We start from the raw sequence: 19,570 nt of genomic DNA, 5'->3' as shown, positions 1-19,570 counted from the left end.
GAGCATGCCACTCGTGGCACGCCTCGGTTCAGGAATCCCGTTGGTCGCGCGCGACCGCGAGCTGGACCGGTTGCGCGCCGCGCTGGCTCGGGCTGGTGAGGGCACCGCGGGGGCGGTGCTGCTGGCGGGCGACGCGGGTGTCGGCAAGACGCGGCTGATCGACGAACTGGCCGCCAGCGCCGAGGACACGCTCGTCCTCATGGGACGGTGCCTCGACGCGGGCGAGACCGGCCTGCCGTACCTGCCGTTCGCGGAGGCGCTCGGCACCCTCAAGGACATCACGAACCGCCCGGCGCTCGCGATGTTGCTGCCCCAGCTGGCACTTCCCGCCGAACGGGAGCCCGGCACCGAGGGCATGACCGCGCCCGGCCTCCTCCCCGGACGCAGGCCGGAGCAGGACGTCGGTCAGCTCCAGCTGTTCGACGCCGTGCTGGGGCTGCTCGGCGATCTCTCCGAACGCCAGCGCGTGCTGCTCGTCGTCGAGGACCTGCACTGGGCGGACGCCTCCACGCGGTACCTGCTGTCGTTCCTGTTGTCCCGCCTGCGTTCCCAGCGCCTGCTGGTCGTCTGCACCTACCGCGCGGACGACCTGCACCGCAGCCATCCGTTGCGGCCCTTGCTGTCCGAGCTGGTCCGGTTGCCCGCGGTGGAACGCCTCGACCTCTCGCCGTTCAACGCGGCGGACGCCCGCCGGTTCGTCGAGGCGCTGTCCGACGACCTGCCCGAGGACGTCGTGCAGCAGGTCGCGGAACGTTCGGAGGGCAACGCCTTCTTCGCGGAAGAGCTCATCGCGGTGGCCACCTGCGACGACCGGTCGTCGTTGCCGTCCGCGCTGGCCGACGTGCTCCTCAGCCGGGTCGAACGCCTCAGCCCGCAAGCCCAGCACGTGGTGCGCGTCGCCTCGGTGCGGGGCCGCCGGGTCCGGCACGACCGGCTCCGCGAGGTCGCGGGCATGTCCGACGTCGACCTCGACACCGCGTTGCGCGAGCTCGTCCAGCACCACCTGCTCGTCGTGAACGACGACGAGGTCTACATCTTCCGGCACGCCCTGCTCAGGGAGGCCGTGTACGGAGACCTGCTGCCGGGCGAGCGGGTGCGGCTGCATGCCGCCTATGCCCGTTACCTGGCAGAGCACCTGGACGAACGCGGTGCCGCGGCAGCCCTCGCGCACCACGCCTTCCAGAGCCACGACCTGCCGCAGGCGTTGAGGGCCTCGATCAAGGCGGCCAAGGAGGCCGAACGCGCCGGTGCACCTGCGGAGTCGTTGCGGTACCTGGAAAAGGCGCTCAACCTGTGGAACGCGGTGGCGGCGGCCGATCGTCCGTCCGATGTGGACGAGGCGGTGCTGCTGAGGCGGGCCTCCTGGGTCGCGGGCACGGCCGGGCAGCCGGAGCGGGCCGTCGCGTTCGCCCGCAGCGCCACCAAGGCGCTCACCTCCGAGCAGACACCGGAGGAGGCAGCCGAGGTGTGGCTGCGGCTCGCGCAGGCGTTGTCGATCCTGGACGGCAACGAGGAGGAGCACTTCACGGTCATCGCGAAGGCGCTCGACCTCGTGTACGACCGCGAACCCAGTCCCACCCGCGCCCGTGTGCTGGCGGGCAAGGCGTCGTCGCTGCGCCAGCAACGCAAGGACGCTGCCGCACGCGAGGCCGCCGAGCTGGCGATCGCGGACGGCAGGACGGCGAACGCTCCCGGCGCGGTCGCCGACGCGCTGGGCACGCTGGCCATCCTCGACGACCACGCGATGCGGCACGCCGAGGCCAAGGAGAGCTTCGAGCGCGCGATCAAGAGCGCGCGTGAGGTCGGCGCGTTCAACAACGAACTGAGGGCTTGGTACTACTACGGCCTGATGCACTACGACCAGGGTGAACTGGCCGAGGCAGCCCGCGTGTTCAACGAGGCGGGCAACCGGGCCAAGGAGACCGGCCTGACCTGGAGCATGTTCGGGCTGGAGATCCGCATCCTGCAGTTGCTGGTGCACTACTACATCGGCGACTGGGACTACGCGGCGTGGGCCAGCGAGCCGCCCGGCATGTCCGTGTCGTCGACGGTGCTGGCCCGGCTGGCGGCGGCGCGCACGCACCTCACGGTCGGGCGGGGCGAGCTGGCCGAGACCGAGCGGCTGATCACGAAGCTGCGCAGCGACTGGCACCGCGACATCCAGATCGCGCTGATCACCGGTGGCACGGGCGCGGAGGTCGCGCTGTGGCGCGGCAGGCCTGAGCTCGCCGTCGAGCGGGTCACGGACGCGCTGGAGTGGACTCGCAAGCTCGGCGGCCCCTGGGTGCTCGCGGACATCCGGATCGGCGCGATCGGCATCGCGGCGTACGCGGACGTCGCCGCGAAGGCACGTCGCAAGCGGGACACCGAGGCCGAGGAGAACGCCGTCGAAGCGGGCCGCAAGCTCGCCGAGCACGTGCGGCTGACCGCGCGGAACGGCAAGCCGCGCGCCGGCACCCTCGGGCCGGAAGGACGCGCCTGGCTGGCCCGCGCCAACGCCGAGGAGTCCCGGCTCCAGGGTCCCGGCGACCCGGAGCTGTGGCGGAAGGCCGTCGACGGGTTCGGCTACGGCCTGGTCTTCGAGCAGGCGCTGTGCCGGTGGCGGCTCGCGGAGGCGTTGCTGGGCGCGGAGGCCAAGGAGAACCACCGCGACGAAGCCGCGGAACAGCTGCGCCTCGCCGACGAGGTGGCGACCAGGCTCAAGGCCGTGCCGCTGCAGGAAGCCGTGGCGTCGTGCGCCAAGCGTGCCCGCATCACCCTCAGGGCGGACGAACCCGCGCGGGAGCACCTCGACCTCTTCACCCCTCGTGAACGCGCGGTGCTCGCACTGGTCGCGTCCGGACGGACGAACCGCGAGGTCGGCGAGGAGCTGTACATCAGCGAGAAGACCGTTTCCGTGCACCTTTCCCGGATCATGGCGAAGCTGGGGGCCTCCCGGCGTGCGGAGGCGGTGGCCATCGCGTACGACCGGGGTCTGCTGGAATAGGCCTGGTTGTCATACCTCAGGCTGATGCGCAACGCGTCGCGGAGTTGATGTCCGCGCACTCAGCTGACTCATAGCTTCTTCCTCGTCAAGGAACATCCCTGTGAGGAAGGCAAGCGACATGTCTGCACCGGTGTCCGAAGTGGGCGCAGTCGGCACGACCGCCGCGGCGGCCCACAACCTGGTCAAGATCTACGGCAAGGGTGACACCGCCGTGCGGGCGCTCGACGGCATCGACGTCGCCTTCCAGGCCGGCCGGTTCACCGCGATCATGGGCCCGTCCGGCTCCGGCAAGTCCACGCTGATGCACTGCCTCGCGGGACTGGACACGGTGGACGGCGGCACGATCCACATCGGACAGACCGAGATCACCAAGCTCAACGACAAGGACCTGACCAAGCTGCGCCGCGACCGCGTCGGCTTCGTGTTCCAGGCCTTCAACCTGCTGCCGACGCTGACCGCCGAGCAGAACATCCTGCTCGGGCTCGAGCTCGCCGGCCGCAAGCCCGACAAGCAGTGGTTCGACACGATCGTCAACGTCCTCGGCCTGCGCGACCGCCTGACCCACCGCCCGACCGAGCTGTCCGGTGGCCAGCAGCAGCGCGTGGCGTGTGCCCGCGCCCTGGTCGCCCGTCCCGAGGTCATCTTCGCCGACGAGCCGACCGGCAACCTGGACTCCCGCAGCGGTGCCGAGGTCCTCGACTTCCTGCGCATGTCGGTGCGCAAGCTGGGCCAGACCGTGATCATGGTGACGCACGACCCGGTGGCCGCGAGCTACGCGGACCGCGTGGTGCTGCTGGCCGACGGCCGCCTCGCCGGCGAGATCCACCAGCCCACCACCGAGTCCGTCGTCAACGCTCTCACGCACCTGGGGGCGTGAGGTAGATGCTGAAGACGATCCTCGCGGGCCTGCGGGCCCGCACGGCGCGGCTGGTGCTGTCCAGCATCGCCATCGCGCTCGGCGTCGCGTTCGTGACGGGCACGCTCGTGCTCGGCGACGCCGTCGAGGCTCAGACCAGGGACAACTTCGCCCGCAGCGCCCGCAACGTCGACGCGGCGGTGCACCTGCAGGACAACAGTCCGCAGATGGAGAAGGGCATTCCCGCCGACGTCCTGCAGAAGGTCCGCTCGACGTCCGGGGTGGCGGGCGCGGACTCCCGTGAGTTCGGCAGCGCGGCACTGCTCGGCAGCGACAACAAGGCGCGCAACGCGCTGGTCCAGCCGCTGCCGACGACGGAGAAGCTGCGCGACTTCAACCTCAAGGACGGCAGGTTCCCTGCCAAGGCCGACGAGGCCGCGATCGACGTGAAGACCGCGGAGATCGCGAAGCTCAAGGTCGGCGACAAGCTCAAGCTGCTCGACAGGGAGAACGCCGAGCACTCGTTCGCGATCGTCGGCACCTACCAGCAGGGCGCCAGCAGCATCTCCATGTCCGGCAGCGACCACGTCGTGGTGTCGCCGGAGGGCCTGCGCTCGGTCATCCCGGACCAGCGCATCTACGAGATCGTGGCCGTCGCCAAGGACGGCGTGACGCAGCAGCAGCTCGTCGACAACATCAACAAGGCCATCGGCTCGGGCTACAACGTGCAGACCGGTGAGCAGCTGACCCAGGCGACGCTGGCCCAGGTCGGTGACGCCGCCGGCGAGATCAAGACGTTTCTGCTCGCGTTCGCGGCCATCTCGCTCGTCGTCGCGGGCATGGTCATCTACAACACCTTCACGATCCTCGTCGCCCAGCGCACGAAGGAGCTCGCCCTGCTGCGCTGCGTCGGCGCGGAACGCGGCCAGGTGTTCCGCAGCGTGCTCGCCGAAGCGGTCTTCATGGGCCTCGCGGCGTCCGTGCTGGGCATACTCGGCGGACTCGGCGTCTCCGCGGGCCTGCAGGCGCTGGTGGGTTCGTTCGACGGCCCCAACGCGGGCGACGTCCAGATCCGCCTGCCGATCTCGTGGGTGACCATCGCCGCCGGCTTCGGCGTCGGCGTGATCGTGACCGTGCTGTCGGCCGTGCTGCCGGCGCGCCGCGCCACGAAGGTCGCCCCGGTGGCCGCCCTGCGCTCGCAGCCGGACAGCCACGACGACGTGGCCCGCACCGGCAAGGTCCGGATCATCGTCGCGACGCTGATCGCGCTGATCGGTGGCGCCGCGGTCTACTTCGGCCTGCAGCAGGAGAAGGAAGAGCCCGCGATGTTCATCACCGGCGGCGCCACGATGGTGCTGCTGCTCGCGATCCTGCTGGTCGGCCCGCTGTACGTGGGCCCGATCAACCGCCTGTTCGGCAAGGCGCTGCGCGGCGTCCCGTCCAAGCTGGCCTCGGCCAACGCGGGCCGCAACCCGAAGCGCACCGCCGCCACCACCGCGGCGCTGATGATCGGCGTGACCATCGTCGCGATGGTGACGGTCGTGGCCGGCAGTGGCCGCGAAACCATGAACCAGCAGGTGGACAAGCGCTTCCCGGCCGACTACGAGGTCAGCTCGAACGTCTACAGCCAGCCGCTGACCCAGAAGTTCACCGACGAGCTCGCCAAGGTGCAGAACGTCGCGAAGATCGCGCCGGAGGTCCAGGCCTACGGCGAGTCCGACAAGCTCAAGTACGCCGACGTCACCGGCTACCCGGCCGACGCCCTCGGTTCCCTGGTCCGTCCCGAACTGGCCGGCGGCACGCTGACCGGGCTCAAGGACAACGAGATCGCCCTGCGCGAGAAGGACGCCAAGGACTCGGGCCTCTCGATCGGGTCGACGTTGAAGATCAACGACAGGGACTTCAAGGTCGTCGCGCTGATCAAGGGCAACAGCTACGGCGCCGGCATCGTGACGCTGTCCTCGGCTCAGTCCTTGCTGAAGGAAACCCCCAAGGGCTACCAGAAGCTGCTGGTCAAGCTCGCGCCGGGCACCGACATCACAGCCGCCCGAGCCGACCTGGAACGCGTCATCGCCACGTCGCCGGTCGCGGTGCTGAACTCCGCGGCCGAGACCAAGGCGGAGCTGAACGCGCAGATCGACCAGGTGCTGCTGTTCATCTGGGCCCTCGTCGGCCTGGCGCTGATCATCGCCCTGTTCGGCATCGCGAACACGCTGACGCTCTCGGTCCTGGAACGCACCCGCGAGTCCGCTCTGCTGCGGGCCCTGGGCCTCACCCGAGGCCAGCTGCGGCAGATGCTGGTGGTCGAGTCGATCCTGATGGCCCTGATCGGCGCGGTCGTCGGCGTCCTGCTCGGCGCCGGGTTCGGGTGGCTGCTGGTCGAGGCGATCTCCAACTCGGAGTTCCAGATCAGCTTCTCCGTCCCGTTCGGCCAGATCGGCATCATGCTGGGCCTGGCCGTGGTCGCGGCGATCATCGCCGCCGCTCTGCCGGCCCGCCGTGCGGCCAGGAACTCCGTGGTCGCGGGCATGGCCGAGGCGTAGGACGCCACGCCTGGCCCAGGCTGTCGGGGGCCGTCGGGTCAGGCGGGTTCGGTCGCGCGGAAACAGGGGCCGCGCGACCGGGGGATCGGTGGAGGTCCGGTGCTGTCGGGGCACCGGGCCTCCGCTGTTTTTCACGGTGCGGGCCGTTACCCGCTGCAGCCACATCTCAACCGAAAGTTGCGGGAAAAATTTTGACCGCGCGCGTCACTTTCGGCCAGAAAACCCCTCTACCTGGGGTGAGGGACGACCGGAGCGAGGGCCCGGTCGTCCCTCTTCGTCGTCTCCACCAAGCTCGCGGCCGCCGAACCGAGACGCTCGCAGTTCCGGCACAGCTTTTTGTTGCCACCCTCCACAAAGTTACGGAACGATGTCGACCGCTTGACACCCGCGCCTCTCCGGTTGAGTGTGAGAGCGCTCTCACAACTGTCAGCAGCGCCCATGGCGCCGCCCGTCGAGGAGGACGGATGAGCAGAAGTCTGGTCGGCAGCGTCGCTGCGACCCTCGTGATGGTTCTGGCCGCGGGGTGCGGCGGGAGTTCCGGGGCTGACGGCAAGGTCGAGCTGTCGCTGGGCCTGTTCTCCGACTTCGGGTACGACAAGCTCATCGAGGAGTACATGGCCTCGCACCCGAACATCAAGATCGAGCAACGCAAGGTCAAGATGGAGCAGCACAACACGCAGCTCGCGACCCAGCTCGCGGGTGGGCGTGGTGCGGCGGACATCGTCGCTCTCGAAGAGGGCGTGGTGAGCCAGTTCCGGGCTTCCAAGGACAAGTTCGTGAACCTCGCCGAGTACGGGGCGAAGGACCTCAAGGACCAGTGGGCCGGCTGGAAGTGGAACCAGGGCACCGCGGACGGCGGCGAGTTCGTGCTCGGGCTGGGCACGGACATGGGCAGCCTCGGGCTCTGCTACCGGCGCGACCTGTTCGAGGCGGCCGGGCTGCCGACGGACCGCAAGGAGGTCGCGAAGCTCTGGCCGTCGTGGGCCGACTACGCGAAGGTCGCCGACCAGTTCACGGCGAGGACGCCGAACGTGAAGTTCGTCGACACCGGCCGCAACGTCTACAAGGCGATCCTCGACCAGACCGAGGAGGGCTACTTCGCGAAGGACGACTCGTACATCGCGGAGAAGAACGACAAGGTCAAGACGGCGTTCGACACGGCGGCGGCGCTCGGCACCAAGGGCCAGACCGGCGCGCTCGAGCCGTTCAGCCAGGAGTGGAACGTCGCGCTGAAGCAGGGGTCGTTCGCCACCACGACGTGCCCGGCCTGGGCGCTCGCGCTGATCAAGGCCGGTGCCGGTGACGCGGCGGCCGGGAAGTGGGACGTGACGACGGCGCCCGGCGGTGGCGGCAACTGGGGTGGCTCGTTCCTCGCGATTCCCAAGCAGAGCAAGCACCCCAAGGAGGCCTACGAGCTGGCCAAGTGGCTGACGGCGCCCGAGCAGCAGAAGCGGATCTTCAAGGAGACCGGCAACCTGCCGAGCCAGCCGAAGGTCTACCAGGACGCCGAGGTGCAGGCGACCGTCAACGAGTACTTCAACAAGGCGCCGGTGGGACAGATCTTCGCGACCTCCGCCGAGTCGCTGAAGCCGACCTACCGCGGCACCAAGGACTCGAAGGTCGGACCGGTGTTCGGCACGGCGCTCACCCGCGTCGAGCAGGGCAAGCAGTCTGCCGCCGAGGCGTGGGCGCAGGCGTTGAAGGAAGCGCAGGACGCCGCCAAGTGACGGCTGTCCGCACGGAGACCGAGGTGGCCCCGGCCGCCTCGGTTCCTTCTTCTGGCCGATCGAAGCGCTTCCGGCTGAACCACTGGGACGCGAAGTACACGCCGTACCTGATCGTCGCGCCGTTCTTCGTGGTGTTCGCGATCTTCGGGCTCTACCCGCTGGTGTACACGGCGTGGGTGTCGCTGCACGACTGGCAGCTGATCGACGGCAACCAGGGGTTCGTCGGTGTCGACAACTACGTCCGGCTGTTCGCCGACGCCAACTTCTGGAACGCGCTGTTCAACACGATCAGCCTGTTCGTCCTGTCGACGGTGCCGCAGCTGCTGGCCGCGCTCGGCCTGGCCGCGCTGCTCGACCGGGGGTTGCGGGGGCGGGCGTTCTGGCGCGCGGGTGTGCTGCTGCCCAACGTCATCTCGGTCGCCGCGGTGGCGCTGGTGTTCGCGCAGTTCTTCGGCCGTGACTTCGGCATCGTGAACTTCCTGCTCGGCCTCGTCGGCATCGACCCGGTCGACTGGCGCGCGGAGACCTGGGCGTCGCACCTCGCGGTGTCCACGATGGTCATGTGGCGCTGGACCGGCTACAACGCGCTGCTGTACTTGGCGGCGATGCAGTCGGTGCCGAAGGACATGTACGAGTCGGCCACTTTGGACGGTGCGTCGCGCTGGCGGATGTTCTGGTCGATCACCGTGCCGTCGATCCGGCCGACGATCCTCTTCACCGTGGTGACGTCGACGATCGGTGGCCTGCAGCTGTTCGCCGAGCCCGCGCTGTTCGACCCCGGTTTCGCCGCCAACAACTCCACCGGCGGGTCCGACCGGCAGTTCCAGACGCTGGTGCTCTACATGTACGAGAAGGGTTTCCGGCTGTTCGACGCGGGTTACGCGGCCACCGTCGCGTGGATGCTGTTCCTGGTCGTCGTGCTGGTCGCGATCGTCAACTTCTCGCTGACGCGGCGCATCGCGGGCAAGGGGTGATCATGAAGAACGCGAAGGCAGGCCCTCTGCTCTACGGGTTCCTGGTCGCCGTGCTGGCGGCCTCGGTGTTCCCGCTGTACTACTCGTTCATCGTGGCGTCGAAGGACAACTCGGTCCTCGGCGAGAAGATGCCGCCGCTGGTCCCCGGCGGCAACCTGGTCGAGAACATCACGCGGGTCTTCGACACCGTCGACTTCTGGCTCGCCATGCAGAACTCGTTCGTCGTGGCGGCGACCGTCGCGATCTCGAACGTCGTGCTGGGCACGCTCGCCGGGTTCGCGTTCGCGCGGCTGCGGTTCAAGGGACGCGACACGCTGTTCCTCGTGGTGCTCGGCACCGCCATGGTGCCGACGCAGCTCGGCGTGATCCCGCTGTACATGCTGATGTCCGACCTCGACTGGTACGGCACGCTGCAGGCGGTGATCGTGCCGGCGCTGATCGGGTCGTTCGCCGTCTTCTGGATGCGCCAGGCGTGCGAGGAGACCGTGCCGTTCGAGCTGATCGAGGCGGCGCGCATGGACGGCTGTTCGGTGCTGCGGACGTTCTGGCACGTCGGCTTCCCCGCGGTGCGGCCACAGGCGGCGGTGCTCGGCATGTTCACGTTCATGACGGCCTGGAACGACTTCTTCTGGCCGTTGATCGTGCTGGATCCCAACGACAGCCCGACGGTGCAGGTGGCGCTGTCCACATTGGCCAGCGGTTACTACACCGACTACTCGTTGATGCTCGCCGGTGCCTCGCTCGCGGTGCTGCCGGTGATCGCGATCTTCGTCCTGCTGTCGCGCCAGATCGTCGGCGGCATCATGCAGGGCGCGGTGAAGGGATGAGTGAATGACGACCGACTCGGAGGTCGAGGTCGGGCAGGAGGTGCTGACCTTCCCACCGGACTTCCTGTGGGGAGCGGCAACCGCGGCGTTCCAGATCGAGGGCTCGACCACAGTGGACGGTCGCGGTGCCTCGATCTGGGACACGTTCGCGGCGACGCCCGGCAAGGTGCTGGCCGGCGACACGGGTGACCCGGCCTGCGACCACTACAACCGGTACAAGTCCGATGTGGACCTGATGTCCTCACTTGGCCTCGCCGCGTACCGGTTCTCCGTCGCGTGGCCAAGAATCCAGCCCACCGGCAGCGGTGCGGTGGAGGAGCGGGGCCTCGCGTTCTACGACCGCCTCGTGGACTCGTTGCTGGAGAAGGACATCCAGCCGCTGGTGACGCTGTACCACTGGGACCTGCCGCAGGTCCTGGAGGACTTCGGCGGCTGGCGCAACCGGGACACCGCCTACCGCTTCGCCGACTACGCCGCCATCGTGCACGACCGGCTCGGTGACCGGGTGCAGGCCTGGACGACGCTGAACGAGCCGTGGGTGTCGGCGTTCCTGGGCTACGGCAACGGAATCCACGCGCCGGGCGTCACCGACGCGGTGGCGTCCCTGGAAGCGGCGCACCACCTGCTGCTGGCCCACGGCCTCGCCACGCAGGCGTTGCGGGCGCAGGCACCCGAGTCGCACCGGCTGTCGATCGTGCTGAACTTCAGCACCGTCTGGGGTGAGGACGACTCAGCCGCTTCCCAGGATGCCGTGCGCAAGGTCGACGGGTTGCAGAACCGCATCCTGCTCGACCCGATCTGCGGCCGCGGCTACCCGCTCGACGTCCTGCAGGACACGTCGTGGCTGGGCGACTGGACGAACGTGGTGCGCGACGGCGACATGGAGACCATCGCGACCCCGATCGACTGGATCGGCGTGAACTACTACAGCCCGACGCGCGTCGCGCCGGCCGACCCGGACTTCGTGCCGGCCGGGCCGCACGCGGGCCTGCGCGGCGCATCCATCCAGCCTCCGCGGGGTGAGCTGACCGGGTTCGGGTGGGAGCAGAACGCCGACGCGTTCACCGAGCTGCTGGTGCGGCTGTCCCGTGACGCCGGCGGAGTGCCGCTGGTGGTCACGGAGAACGGGTCAGCGTTCCCCGACGTCGTCGACCCGATGGGCCGCGTGGCCGACGTCGAGCGGACGAAGTACCTGGTGGACCACGTGCGCGCGGTGCACCGGGCGATCTCGGAAGGCGCCGACGTCCGCGGCTACCTCGCGTGGTCGCTGCTCGACAACTTCGAGTGGGCGGCCGGGTACTCGCAGCGGTTCGGGATCGTGCACGTCGACTTCGAAACGCAGCAGCGCACGGTGAAGGAAAGCGCGGCCACGCTGTCCCGGATCATCGGGCAGAACGGGCTTCCCGCGCACGGTTACACCATCTAGGCCGGACCGAGGGGGTCTGGCGCTCTCACCTGCGGACACCTCTGTGCCGCAGGTGAGAGCGCTCTCTCGTTCTACCTGCGGCGCAGCACCCGAGGGTCGGCGTGCAGGTTCTCCGCGAGCCGGATGGTGATGAACTCGTTGTCGTCCGGCTTGCCCGGCGTGCGGCCCGACGACGACGGGAAGTTGTTGTCGTTGAGCACCGCGATCGTGCGGTCGTCGATGATCGTGACGTCCTCGATCGTGACGAACGGGAACTTGAACGGGTCCGCGTGCCCGCCGATGTGCTTGGGGTTCGCGAGGTTCAGCAGGTCGGCGACCATCGTCTTGTCGAGCTTGCCGTCGGAGTCCTTGTCGCGCTTGTCCGCGAGGTAGACGCGCTTGACGATCGCGTCGACGCCCTGTGCGCTGTCCCGCTCGATGATCAGCAGGCGGTTCCGGTCGACGGCGATCGCGTCACCGATGGCGAAGTTCGGGCTCTCCAGCTGGTAGTGCCACGTCGTGCCGGTGAAGCTGTTGCTCGCGATGTCGAACTCGTTGAGACGCAAGGTACCCGGCGTGTCACCGGCGACCGTGCCCTCCAGCAGCGCGTTGATCGTCTTGCCGTCCGGCGAGAGCGTGATGCCCTCGAAACCCTTGCTGCCACCGATGTTCGGGTTGCCTGCGGGGTTCTCGGGAGCACGGACACCCGGCAGCGGCACCGGCGGCGCCATCAGCCGTCCGGCGCGGTCGAAGTGCAGCAGGTACGGGCCGAACTCGTCGCCCATCCAGTACGTGCCGTCGGCGCCGCGGGTGACCGACTCGATGTCGATGTCCGCGCCGGTGATCACCCGGTCCGGCCTGGTCAGGGGGAACGGGATGTGGCCGTTGGGATCGGTCAGCGTGATGCCGCCGAGGACGTCGACCGTGTTCTTCGCGAAGTCCGGTGCGATGCGGTGGATGCGCAGCAGGAAGTCCGCGCTGTTGGCCTTCGTGCCGTAGCCGTTGTCGGAGATGGCGTCGAACGTGCCGTCGCTGTTGCGGACAAGGCCGCTGAAGCCCTGGATCGGCTGGTCGGCGAACGGCGGCGTGATCCCGTTGATCGGGCTCGTCCCCAGTGCGGCGCCGCTCGGCTCGCTGCCGGGCAGGTAGGTCTCGGCGGGGAGTGAGGCGAAGTTCGTCAGCGTGGCCTGCTTCGGGCCTCCGGGAGGCGCGGCAGCGGGTGCGGCTGTGGTGGGCGTGGCCAGCGCGGTGACGGTGAGCAGGGTGAGGCCTGCGGCCAGAGTTCTCCTCATGGCGGCACCCTATGTCGTCACAGTTGACCCTCACCCCTCTTCCGGTGATGTGATCCGGAGCGGTTTACCCGTCGTTCGCATCGAGGCAACAGCTCGGGGGAATTCTGGAGGCATGACCACGACCTGGCGCATGCGCATCGAACTCAGCGACAGTCCCGGCGCGCTGGCGCGCGTCACAGTCCGGCTGGCCGCGGCCGACTGCAACGTCCTCGCGTTGCAGGTGATCCCCGTGCCCGGCGGTGTGCTCGACGAGATCGTGGTGCGGGCCGCTCCCGGCGTGCTGCCCGCCGATCTCATCGAGGCCGTCCGCTCGGAAGGCGGCAAGTGCGCGGGCATCACCCGCGCCGACGTTCGGGATCTCGTGGACGAGCCGACGGCCGTGCTGCGTGCGGCCAGGATGGCGCTTTCCAACCCGTCCCGCGTCGCCGAGGCCCTCCGCCAGGTGCTGTCGGCCGACGCGGTGACGCACGGCGTGGCCGCGGACGGCCAGGTCCAGCTCGGTGAGCTGGCGGCGCGGCGCGGCTGGGCCGGCTTCACCCAGGTCGAGCTCGCCCGCGGCCAGGCCCTGCTGGACCTGCTCGACGCACCGGCACCCGCGATGCGAGGAGTGCTCAGCGATGACGGCGTGGCACTGGTTCTGCGGCCTGGAACCAACGAGGACGAAGACGCCGTCGCGGGGCTGCACACCCGTTGCTCGATGAAGACCTTGTTCAACCGCTACCACTCCGGCATGCGCACGGTGCCGCGCCGATGGCTGCACCGGCTGCTGAACCCGCCGCGTGGCACCACGATCCTCGCGCAGTGCGCGGACCAGGTGGTGGCGCTCGGGCAGCTCCTGCACACCGGCGAGCCGACGTCCGCCGAGGTGTCGTTGCTCGTCGAGGACGCGTGGCAGCGCAGGGGAGTGGGCACTGCGCTGCTCGGCGCACTCGCGGAGGACGCCCGTGCCGCGGGCTTCCGCGAGCTCGTCGCGTGGTGCCTGCCGTCGGAGAACTCGCTGGTGAGGACCGCCGAACGAGCTGGTCTGGACACCACGACACGCCGGGAGGACGGGCTCCTGCGGGTGTCGATGGCGCCGCGCGGCCGTGCACTTTCGACCCCAATCACGGACCTTGTGGCTGAAAAAACACGATGAACAGCGCGGAAACCCTCCTCGGAGATCGCTTCCAGCTAAGCTGACCGGCGACTCAAAGGTTTTCATCGAGGAGTGGTGGTGCTCGTGTCCATCCACGCGCGTCCGACGTTGGAGGACGTGGCCGCGAGGGCCGGGGTCTCCCGCGCCACGGCGTCACGAGTGCTGAACGCGTCGCCGCGGGTCAGCCCCGAGGCGCTGGAGGCGGTCAACGCCGCCGTGCTGGCCCTGGGCTACCAGCCGAACCGCGCCGCTCGTGCGTTGGTGACACGTCGCACCGGTGCGGTCGCCGTGGTGTTCTCCGAGCCGGAGCCCAAGATCTTCGACGACCCGCACTTCGCCCGGCTGATCCGTGCGGGCGCGCGTGCGCTGGCGGACGTCGACGTGCAGATGGTCCTGATGCTGGTGCACTCGCCGGACGACCAGGCCCGCGCACACCGCTTCCTCGCGGGCGGCCACGTCGACGGCGCCCTGGTGTTCGCGCCGCACCGCAACGACGAGCTCGTGTCGATCGTGAAGAAGCTGCCGCTGCCGGTCGTCTACGCCGGAAAGCCGTGGGGCTCGTTGCGCGGCATGCACCTGGTTGACAACGACAACGAGGGTGGCGCAGTGCTCGCCACCGAGCACCTCAAGTCGCTCGGCCGCAAGAAGATCGTGCACGTGGCGGGTCCCGCGGACGAGCTGTCCGCGATCGACCGCCTGAACGGCTTCAAGTCCGCGCTCGGCCTGGACGACAAGGGCGCCGCGAAGGTCACCGAGGACGGTGGCTTCACGCGCGAGGGCGGTCGCAAGGCGATGGCCGCGCTGCTCGCGAAGGTGCCTTCGCTGGACGCCGTGTTCGTGGCGTCCGACCTGATGGCGGCCGGCGCGCTGGAAACGTTGCAGGAGGCGGGCAAGCGCGTGCCGGAGGACGTCGCGGTGGTCGGCTTCGACGACCACGCGACGATCGCCGAGCACACGTCGCCGCCGCTGACGTCGGTGCGGCAGGACTCGGACGAGCAGGTCAAGCACATGGTCGAGCACCTGATGAAGCTGCTGCGCGACGAGACCGTGAAGACGAAGAAGCAGATGCTGCCGACGGTTCTGGTGCGCCGCGAGTCGGCCTGACCAACGCTGTGCAGAGGGTCCGCCGGTGCGCTGGCGGACCCTTTTCAGTTGCTGAGGTTCTTGCAGGTGGGCGGCGGCAGCGGGTTGAGGGGGCTGCACGGCCATCCGGACGACGGCGTCGTCGTCGTGGTGACCGCCGCGGGCGGTGGCGGCGGCTCCGGGTTGGTCGCGGCCGGCGGCGGGGTCGTGGTCTTCTTCGGCGTCTGGTGCGTGCTCGGTGCCGAACTGCTGGAACTCGGCGGTGCGCTGCTCTCGGGAGTGGAGCTCTCCGGTGTGCTCGACGATGTGCTCGCCGTGGACTTGACCCACGTGGACGAGGGTGTCCTGCTCAGCGGATCGTCGTCGGCAACGCCGTGGAGCGCCATTCCCACCAGCACCCCGAGCAACGCGGACCCGAGCACGGCGGAGCCACCTGCGGCCCACAGTGCGCGCACAGCGGTCCTCCTCAATGCTCACGGTTGGAAGTCAGGCGATCACGCTCCTCGGCAGATTACCGGTTGGGCCGGTCGCAGGAGAACGCTCACCTGCTTGCCTTATCGGCTCCTTGACGCCCCCGGTTGAGTGATCGCCGTCATTGATCTGTGATCCGGGCGAGCACCAAACTGGCCCCGGCAAGGCCTGCCACCAGCACGGTCCCGGTCATGTGCCACGTCGGAGCGTCACCCGTGCAGGTGAACACATCGGTGAAGCGTGCCGAGGAGCAGGTGACGAACGGGACCGACGACAGCGCGATCGACGACGCCGCCACGCCACCCAGCAACGCCGAGCCGAACGTGCGCATCAACGGGAACGCCGCGTTGGCCGTGCCGACCGCGGCGATGGCGAAGAGCAGCGGCACGGGTCTGGGGAACAGCCCGGTCAGCGCGCAGCCGACCATGAGGACTCCGAGCACGGCCTGGCCGATCCTCGCCTGCGTCGCCACGGCAGGACCCTAACAACTCCGTAAGCTCTTTCCGGTCCGGTTTGAGCCAGTATTTTCGGTATGCCCCAACGCCGATTTCTGATCCCCGTCGCAGTCGTGCTGGTCGTCGCGCTCGGCGTCGGGTTGTACCTGTTCCAGCCGTGGCGGCTGATCACGGTTCGCGAAACGCACGACGCGCTGCTCGTGCCTGCATCGACGTCTTCTCAGGCACCGACTTCTCAGACGTCGGCGTCGCAGGCTCCGGCGCCCGTCGCGGAAGTGGCGAAAGAGGTCGCGACGGGTGAGTGGCGCTCACTTGAACACGCCACCACCGGTAAGGCGAGCCTCATCAAACTGCCCGGCGGCGCGCATTCTGTGCAGTTCGCGTCCTTGAACACCAGTGACGGCCCTGACCTGTACGTCTACCTCTCGCCCCACCCGTCGAGCTCGTCCGAGAAAACGTTCGGTGAAGGATTCACCAGTCTCGGCAAGTTGAAGGGAAATCGTGGCGACCAGGTGTACGAAATTCCCGCCGGTGTCGACGTGTCCGCCATTCGGAGCGTCGTGATCTGGTGCAAGCGGTTCTCCGCGGGGTTTGCCGTGGCACCGCTGGAACAAGCCTGAAACATCTGATTCGGACGTGCTCTCTTCGCACTATTGACTTTTCTGGTCTAGACCACATAGCGTTAACGTCAGGACACAACATCGTCCCTTGCCGATGGGCGTGCGGAAGCCCTGTTGGCGAGGAGCACGGCTCACTGGGTGGGCCCTCGCCGGCGGTGACGCGGCTCCAACTCTCCCCGGAGCCGCGTCACCGCTGGTGGCGTTTTACTGTGGTTCGTGCACACCCGGACAGTGGCCATCCACTACGTGCGCGCGGCACTGCGCGCGTGCCCGTCGCCGTCCGAGGTCCTCGCCGGCGCCGGCATTCCGCCGAGCCTTCTCGCCGACGACCGCGCCCGCGTCACGCCCGCCCAGTACACGAAGCTGATCCAGACCCTCTGGGAAGTCCTCGACGACGAGTTCATGGGTTTCGGCCCGCGCCCGTCGAAACGCGGCACGTTCGCGATGATGTGCCTGCTCACCGTGCACTGCCCGGATCTCGAATCGGCGTTGAGACGCGGCCTCGCCTTTTACGCCCTCTTCGACGAACCGCTCGAGCTCTCGCTGGACGACGGCCGTTTCTCCCTGCACGTCCCCGGCGACCCCGACCACTTCCTGACCGAGTCGCTGCTGGTGCTGTGGCACCGCTTCTCGTCGTGGCTCATCGGCCGCCGGATTCCCCTGCGGGAAGCCGAGTTCGCCTATCCGGAACCGGCCCACGCCGCCGAGTACCACCTGATCTTCGGCTGCCCGCTGACCTTCGGCGCCGGGGCCACCGCCATCTCGTTCGACCCGAAGTTCCTGCGCATGCCGGTCGTGCAGGACGAGGCGGGACTGCGCAGGTTCCTGCGGCACTCGCCCGCGGAGTTGTTGTCGCGCCGGGACTACGGCGCCGACACGGCGGGCCACGTCCGCAGGCTCCTCGGCAGCGGCGTGAGCGGGCTGGAGGCGGTGGCGGCACGCCTCGGGGTCAGCGCGCCCACGCTGAGACGACGCCTCGCTGCCGAAGGGACGTCGTTCCGCGAGGTGCGCGAGCAACTGCTGCGCGACCAGGCGGTGGCCTCGCTGGTGCGGGGCGGGGAGTCGGTGGAGGAGCTGGCGCTGCGCCTCGGGTTCTCCGAGGCGAGCGCCTTCCACCGGGCTTTCAAGCGGTGGACCGGTTCCTCACCGGGCTCCTACCGCGCCTAGAACTTCTCGCGCTCCCGCAGCGAGGCAGGCGGCCGGAACCGCTCCCCGTACGTGTCCGCGAGGTAGTCCGCCCGCTCCACGAACGCCTGCACGCCGTAGGAGTTGATGAACTGCAACGTGCCGCCGCTCCACGGCGCGAACCCGAACCCGAAGATCGAGCCGATGTTCGCGTCCGCCACCGACGTCAGCACGCCCTCGTCCAGGCACCGCACGGTTTCCAGCGCCTGCACGAACAGCAGCCGGTCCCGCACGTCCTGCTCGGAAACCCCGGCGTCGGCCTTGGCGTACCGCGTCGTCAGCTCCGGCCACAGGAACTTCCTCGAGCCGTTGGCGGGGTACTCGTAGAAGCCGGCGCCGCCGGCCTTTCCGGTGCGCCCCAACGACACCATCTCGCGGATCAGGTCGTGGGCGGCGCTGTCCGACACCAGCGAGGGGTCGTCGGCCAGCGTCTGGTCGTGGATCTTCAGCTGCAGCGACAGCGTCACCTCGTCCGACACGGCCAGCGGTCCGACGGCCATACCGGCCTTCTTGGCCACGTTCTCGATCAACGCCGGCGCCACGCCCTCGGACAGCATCGTGATCGCCTCGATCACGTACGTGCCGAACGTCCGCGAGGTGTAGAAGCCGCGCGAGTCGTTCACCACGATCGGCGTCTTCCCGATCTGCCGCACGTAGTCGAGCGCCCGCTGCAGCGTCTCCTCGGACGTCTTCTCCCCGCGGATGATCTCGACGAGCCGCATCTTCGGCACGGGCGAGAAGAAGTGCAGGCCGATGAACCGCTCGGCGTCCGGAACAGCCGTGGCGAGACCGGTGATCGGCAGCGTCGACGTGTTCGAGGCGATCACCGCGTCCGGCAACGCCTGCGCTTCCGCGGCCGCCAGCACCTTGTTCTTCAGCTCGCGGTTCTCGAACACCGCCTCGATGATCAGGTCGCAGCCCGCGAGGTCGTCGTCGGAGTCGGTCGGCCTGATGCCGTCCAGGCCCCCAGCGCCCTTCTGGGCCGCCTCGAGGGTCACGTCCTTCAGGATCACCTCGATCCCGGCTTTCGCGGACACCTCGGCGATTCCAGCGCCCATCATGCCCGCGCCCAGCACGCCGAGCTTCGTCACGCGCCTGCCCGACGAGGACGCGCGGCCGTTGACCTCGTTGAGGTTGAACCAGAACGCGGTGATCATGTTCTTGGAGACCTGACCGGCGGCCAGTTCCACGAAGTAGCGGCCCTCGATCTTCAGCGCCGTGTCGAAGTCGACGTACGCACCCTCGACCGCCGCCGCCATGATCTTCTCCGGCGCCGGGTACGCGCCGTGCGACTTCTTGCGTAGCACGGCAGGCGCCGCGCCCAGCAGCCCGTAGCTGTTGGGGTCGCCGAACTTCAGGTCCGGCACACCGACACCCGGCACGTCCCACGGCTGCACCGGCGCCGGGTTCGCGACGATCCAGGCCCGCGCCTCGGAGAGCAGTTCCTCGCGCGTCCCGACGAGCTGGTGCACGATCCCGGCCTGCAGCGCGCGCTCCGGCCGGAGCTGCTTGCCCTCCATCAGCAACGGCAACGCCTTCTGCACACCGAGCAGCCGGACCATGCGCGTCACGCCACCGCCACCGGGCAGCAGGCCCAAGGTGGCTTCCGGCAGACCGATCCGGATGCTGTCGTCGTTCAGCACGATCCGGCGGTGCGACGCCAAAGCGATCTCGAACCCGCCACCCAGCGCGGATCCGTTGATCGCCGCCACGACCGGCTTGCCGAGCTTCTCCAGCCGCCGCAGCTGCGACTTGAGCTCCTCGACGCCTTCCAGCGCCTGGGAAGCGTTCTCCGGCGTGATCGCGATCAGCACGTTCAGGTCACCGCCGGCGAAGAACGTCTTCTTGGCGGACGTGATGATCACGCCCGTGATCTCGTCGCCTTCGAGCCGCGAGACCGCTTCGCCCATGAGCTCCTGGTACTCGGTGTTCATGACGTTGGCGGAACCGGACATGTCCATCGTCAGGGTGACGATGCCGTCGGCGTCCTTCTCGTAGTGGAACGGCATCT

General features: G+C 68.9%; 15 protein-coding genes. 11 read left to right on the top strand and 4 right to left on the bottom strand.

The genetic code is table 11. The features are described from left to right. Positions 1 to 4 precede the first annotated feature (4 nt). The 7 genes from C8D87_RS36700 to C8D87_RS36670 all read left to right on the top strand — a co-directional run bounded on the left by C8D87_RS36700 (position 5) and on the right by C8D87_RS36670 (position 11,339). The gene (locus tag C8D87_RS36700; protein ID WP_112230480.1) at positions 5 to 2,986 is read left to right on the top strand and encodes a helix-turn-helix transcriptional regulator; all 2,982 of its coding nucleotides are present in this window, start codon (positions 5 to 7) and stop codon (positions 2,984 to 2,986) included. Positions 2,987 to 3,104: 118 nt separating this feature from the next. Then, complete coding sequence (locus C8D87_RS36695; RefSeq protein WP_112230478.1) at positions 3,105 to 3,863, top strand: ABC transporter ATP-binding protein; 759 nt, start codon at positions 3,105 to 3,107, stop codon at positions 3,861 to 3,863. A 5-nt stretch (positions 3,864 to 3,868) separates the two neighbouring features. Further along, positions 3,869 to 6,385: an ABC transporter permease gene (locus C8D87_RS36690; protein ID WP_112230476.1), complete on the top strand. Its 2,517-nt coding sequence runs from the start codon at positions 3,869 to 3,871 to the stop codon at positions 6,383 to 6,385. A 464-nt stretch (positions 6,386 to 6,849) separates the two neighbouring features. Beyond that, a complete protein-coding gene (locus tag C8D87_RS36685; RefSeq protein WP_109633415.1) occupies positions 6,850 to 8,112 on the top strand; it encodes an ABC transporter substrate-binding protein in 1,263 nt (420 codons plus the stop codon). A gap of 74 nt (positions 8,113 to 8,186) precedes the next feature. Next, a complete protein-coding gene (locus tag C8D87_RS36680) occupies positions 8,187 to 9,086 on the top strand; it encodes a carbohydrate ABC transporter permease (protein WP_233439396.1) in 900 nt (299 codons plus the stop codon). Positions 9,087 to 9,088: 2 nt separating this feature from the next. After that, entirely contained in the window at positions 9,089 to 9,913 is an 825-nt protein-coding gene (locus C8D87_RS36675) for a carbohydrate ABC transporter permease (RefSeq protein WP_109635069.1), read from the top strand. Positions 9,914 to 9,917: 4 nt separating this feature from the next. Beyond that, positions 9,918 to 11,339, top strand: coding sequence for a GH1 family beta-glucosidase (locus C8D87_RS36670; RefSeq protein ID WP_112230474.1), 1,422 nt, complete (start codon positions 9,918 to 9,920; stop codon positions 11,337 to 11,339). A gap of 71 nt (positions 11,340 to 11,410) precedes the next feature. Here the strand turns inward: C8D87_RS36670 and C8D87_RS36665 are convergent, their stop codons facing one another. Then, positions 11,411 to 12,610: an esterase-like activity of phytase family protein gene (locus tag C8D87_RS36665; RefSeq protein WP_112230472.1), complete on the bottom strand. Its 1,200-nt coding sequence runs from the start codon at positions 12,608 to 12,610 to the stop codon at positions 11,411 to 11,413. Positions 12,611 to 12,722: 112 nt separating this feature from the next. Between C8D87_RS36665 and C8D87_RS36660 the strand changes: the two genes are divergently transcribed. Together C8D87_RS36660 and C8D87_RS36655 are read left to right on the top strand one after the other, a co-directional pair. Then, positions 12,723 to 13,745 carry a GNAT family N-acetyltransferase gene (locus C8D87_RS36660; protein ID WP_112230470.1) on the top strand — a complete coding sequence of 341 codons (1,023 nt, stop codon included), beginning with the start codon at positions 12,723 to 12,725 and terminating at the stop codon, positions 13,743 to 13,745. 75 nt (positions 13,746 to 13,820) lie between these two features. Beyond that, positions 13,821 to 14,849 (top strand): LacI family DNA-binding transcriptional regulator, encoded by a 1,029-nt coding sequence (locus tag C8D87_RS36655; RefSeq protein ID WP_112230469.1) that lies wholly within the window; start codon positions 13,821 to 13,823, stop codon positions 14,847 to 14,849. Between the two features lie 44 nt (positions 14,850 to 14,893). On the opposite strand, the gene C8D87_RS45425 is transcribed toward C8D87_RS36655, so the two are convergent. Together C8D87_RS45425 and C8D87_RS36645 are read right to left on the bottom strand one after the other, a co-directional pair. Next, complete coding sequence (locus C8D87_RS45425; protein ID WP_146771976.1) at positions 14,894 to 15,283, bottom strand: hypothetical protein; 390 nt, start codon at positions 15,281 to 15,283, stop codon at positions 14,894 to 14,896. A gap of 137 nt (positions 15,284 to 15,420) precedes the next feature. Further along, positions 15,421 to 15,771, bottom strand: a complete 351-nt coding sequence (locus C8D87_RS36645; protein WP_109633404.1) for a hypothetical protein — start codon at positions 15,769 to 15,771, stop codon at positions 15,421 to 15,423. Positions 15,772 to 15,867: 96 nt separating this feature from the next. On the opposite strand from C8D87_RS36645, the gene C8D87_RS36640 reads away from it, so the two are divergent. Both C8D87_RS36640 and C8D87_RS36635 read left to right on the top strand, forming a co-directional pair. After that, positions 15,868 to 16,374 (top strand): DM13 domain-containing protein, encoded by a 507-nt coding sequence (locus C8D87_RS36640; RefSeq protein WP_170166721.1) that lies wholly within the window; start codon positions 15,868 to 15,870, stop codon positions 16,372 to 16,374. A gap of 216 nt (positions 16,375 to 16,590) precedes the next feature. Next, positions 16,591 to 17,541, top strand: coding sequence for an AraC family transcriptional regulator (locus tag C8D87_RS36635; protein WP_109633401.1), 951 nt, complete (start codon positions 16,591 to 16,593; stop codon positions 17,539 to 17,541). On the opposite strand, the gene C8D87_RS36630 is transcribed toward C8D87_RS36635, so the two are convergent. Next, positions 17,538 to 19,568, bottom strand: coding sequence for a 3-hydroxyacyl-CoA dehydrogenase NAD-binding domain-containing protein (locus C8D87_RS36630; protein WP_112230463.1), 2,031 nt, complete (start codon positions 19,566 to 19,568; stop codon positions 17,538 to 17,540). The two genes, C8D87_RS36635 and C8D87_RS36630, sit on opposite strands and share 4 nt — an antisense overlap. Positions 19,569 to 19,570 lie beyond the last annotated feature (2 nt).

The sequence above is a fragment of the Lentzea atacamensis genome, assembly GCF_003269295.1.
GTDB classification, from domain to species: Bacteria; Actinomycetota; Actinomycetes; order Mycobacteriales; family Pseudonocardiaceae; genus Lentzea; species Lentzea atacamensis.
Note: the sequence above shows the minus strand (reverse complement) of the source record. Positions and strands in the feature narration are given on the sequence as shown.

Bases quoted from the DNA above. Each gene is read 5' to 3' on its own strand.
- C8D87_RS36700 (WP_112230480.1), top strand. From the start codon at position 5: ATGCCACTCGTGGCACGCCTCGGTTCAGGAATCCCGTTGGTCGCGCGC.
- C8D87_RS36695 (WP_112230478.1), top strand. From the start codon at position 3,105: ATGTCTGCACCGGTGTCCGAAGTGGGCGCAGTCGGCACGACCGCCGCG.
- C8D87_RS36690 (WP_112230476.1), top strand. From the start codon at position 3,869: ATGCTGAAGACGATCCTCGCGGGCCTGCGGGCCCGCACGGCGCGGCTG.
- C8D87_RS36685 (WP_109633415.1), top strand. From the start codon at position 6,850: ATGAGCAGAAGTCTGGTCGGCAGCGTCGCTGCGACCCTCGTGATGGTT.
- C8D87_RS36675 (WP_109635069.1), top strand. From the start codon at position 9,089: ATGAAGAACGCGAAGGCAGGCCCTCTGCTCTACGGGTTCCTGGTCGCC.
- C8D87_RS36670 (WP_112230474.1), top strand. From the start codon at position 9,918: ATGACGACCGACTCGGAGGTCGAGGTCGGGCAGGAGGTGCTGACCTTC.
- C8D87_RS36665 (WP_112230472.1), bottom strand. From the start codon at position 12,610: ATGAGGAGAACTCTGGCCGCAGGCCTCACCCTGCTCACCGTCACCGCG.
- C8D87_RS36660 (WP_112230470.1), top strand. From the start codon at position 12,723: ATGACCACGACCTGGCGCATGCGCATCGAACTCAGCGACAGTCCCGGC.
- C8D87_RS36630 (WP_112230463.1), bottom strand. From the start codon at position 19,568: ATGCCGTTCCACTACGAGAAGGACGCCGACGGCATCGTCACCCTGACG.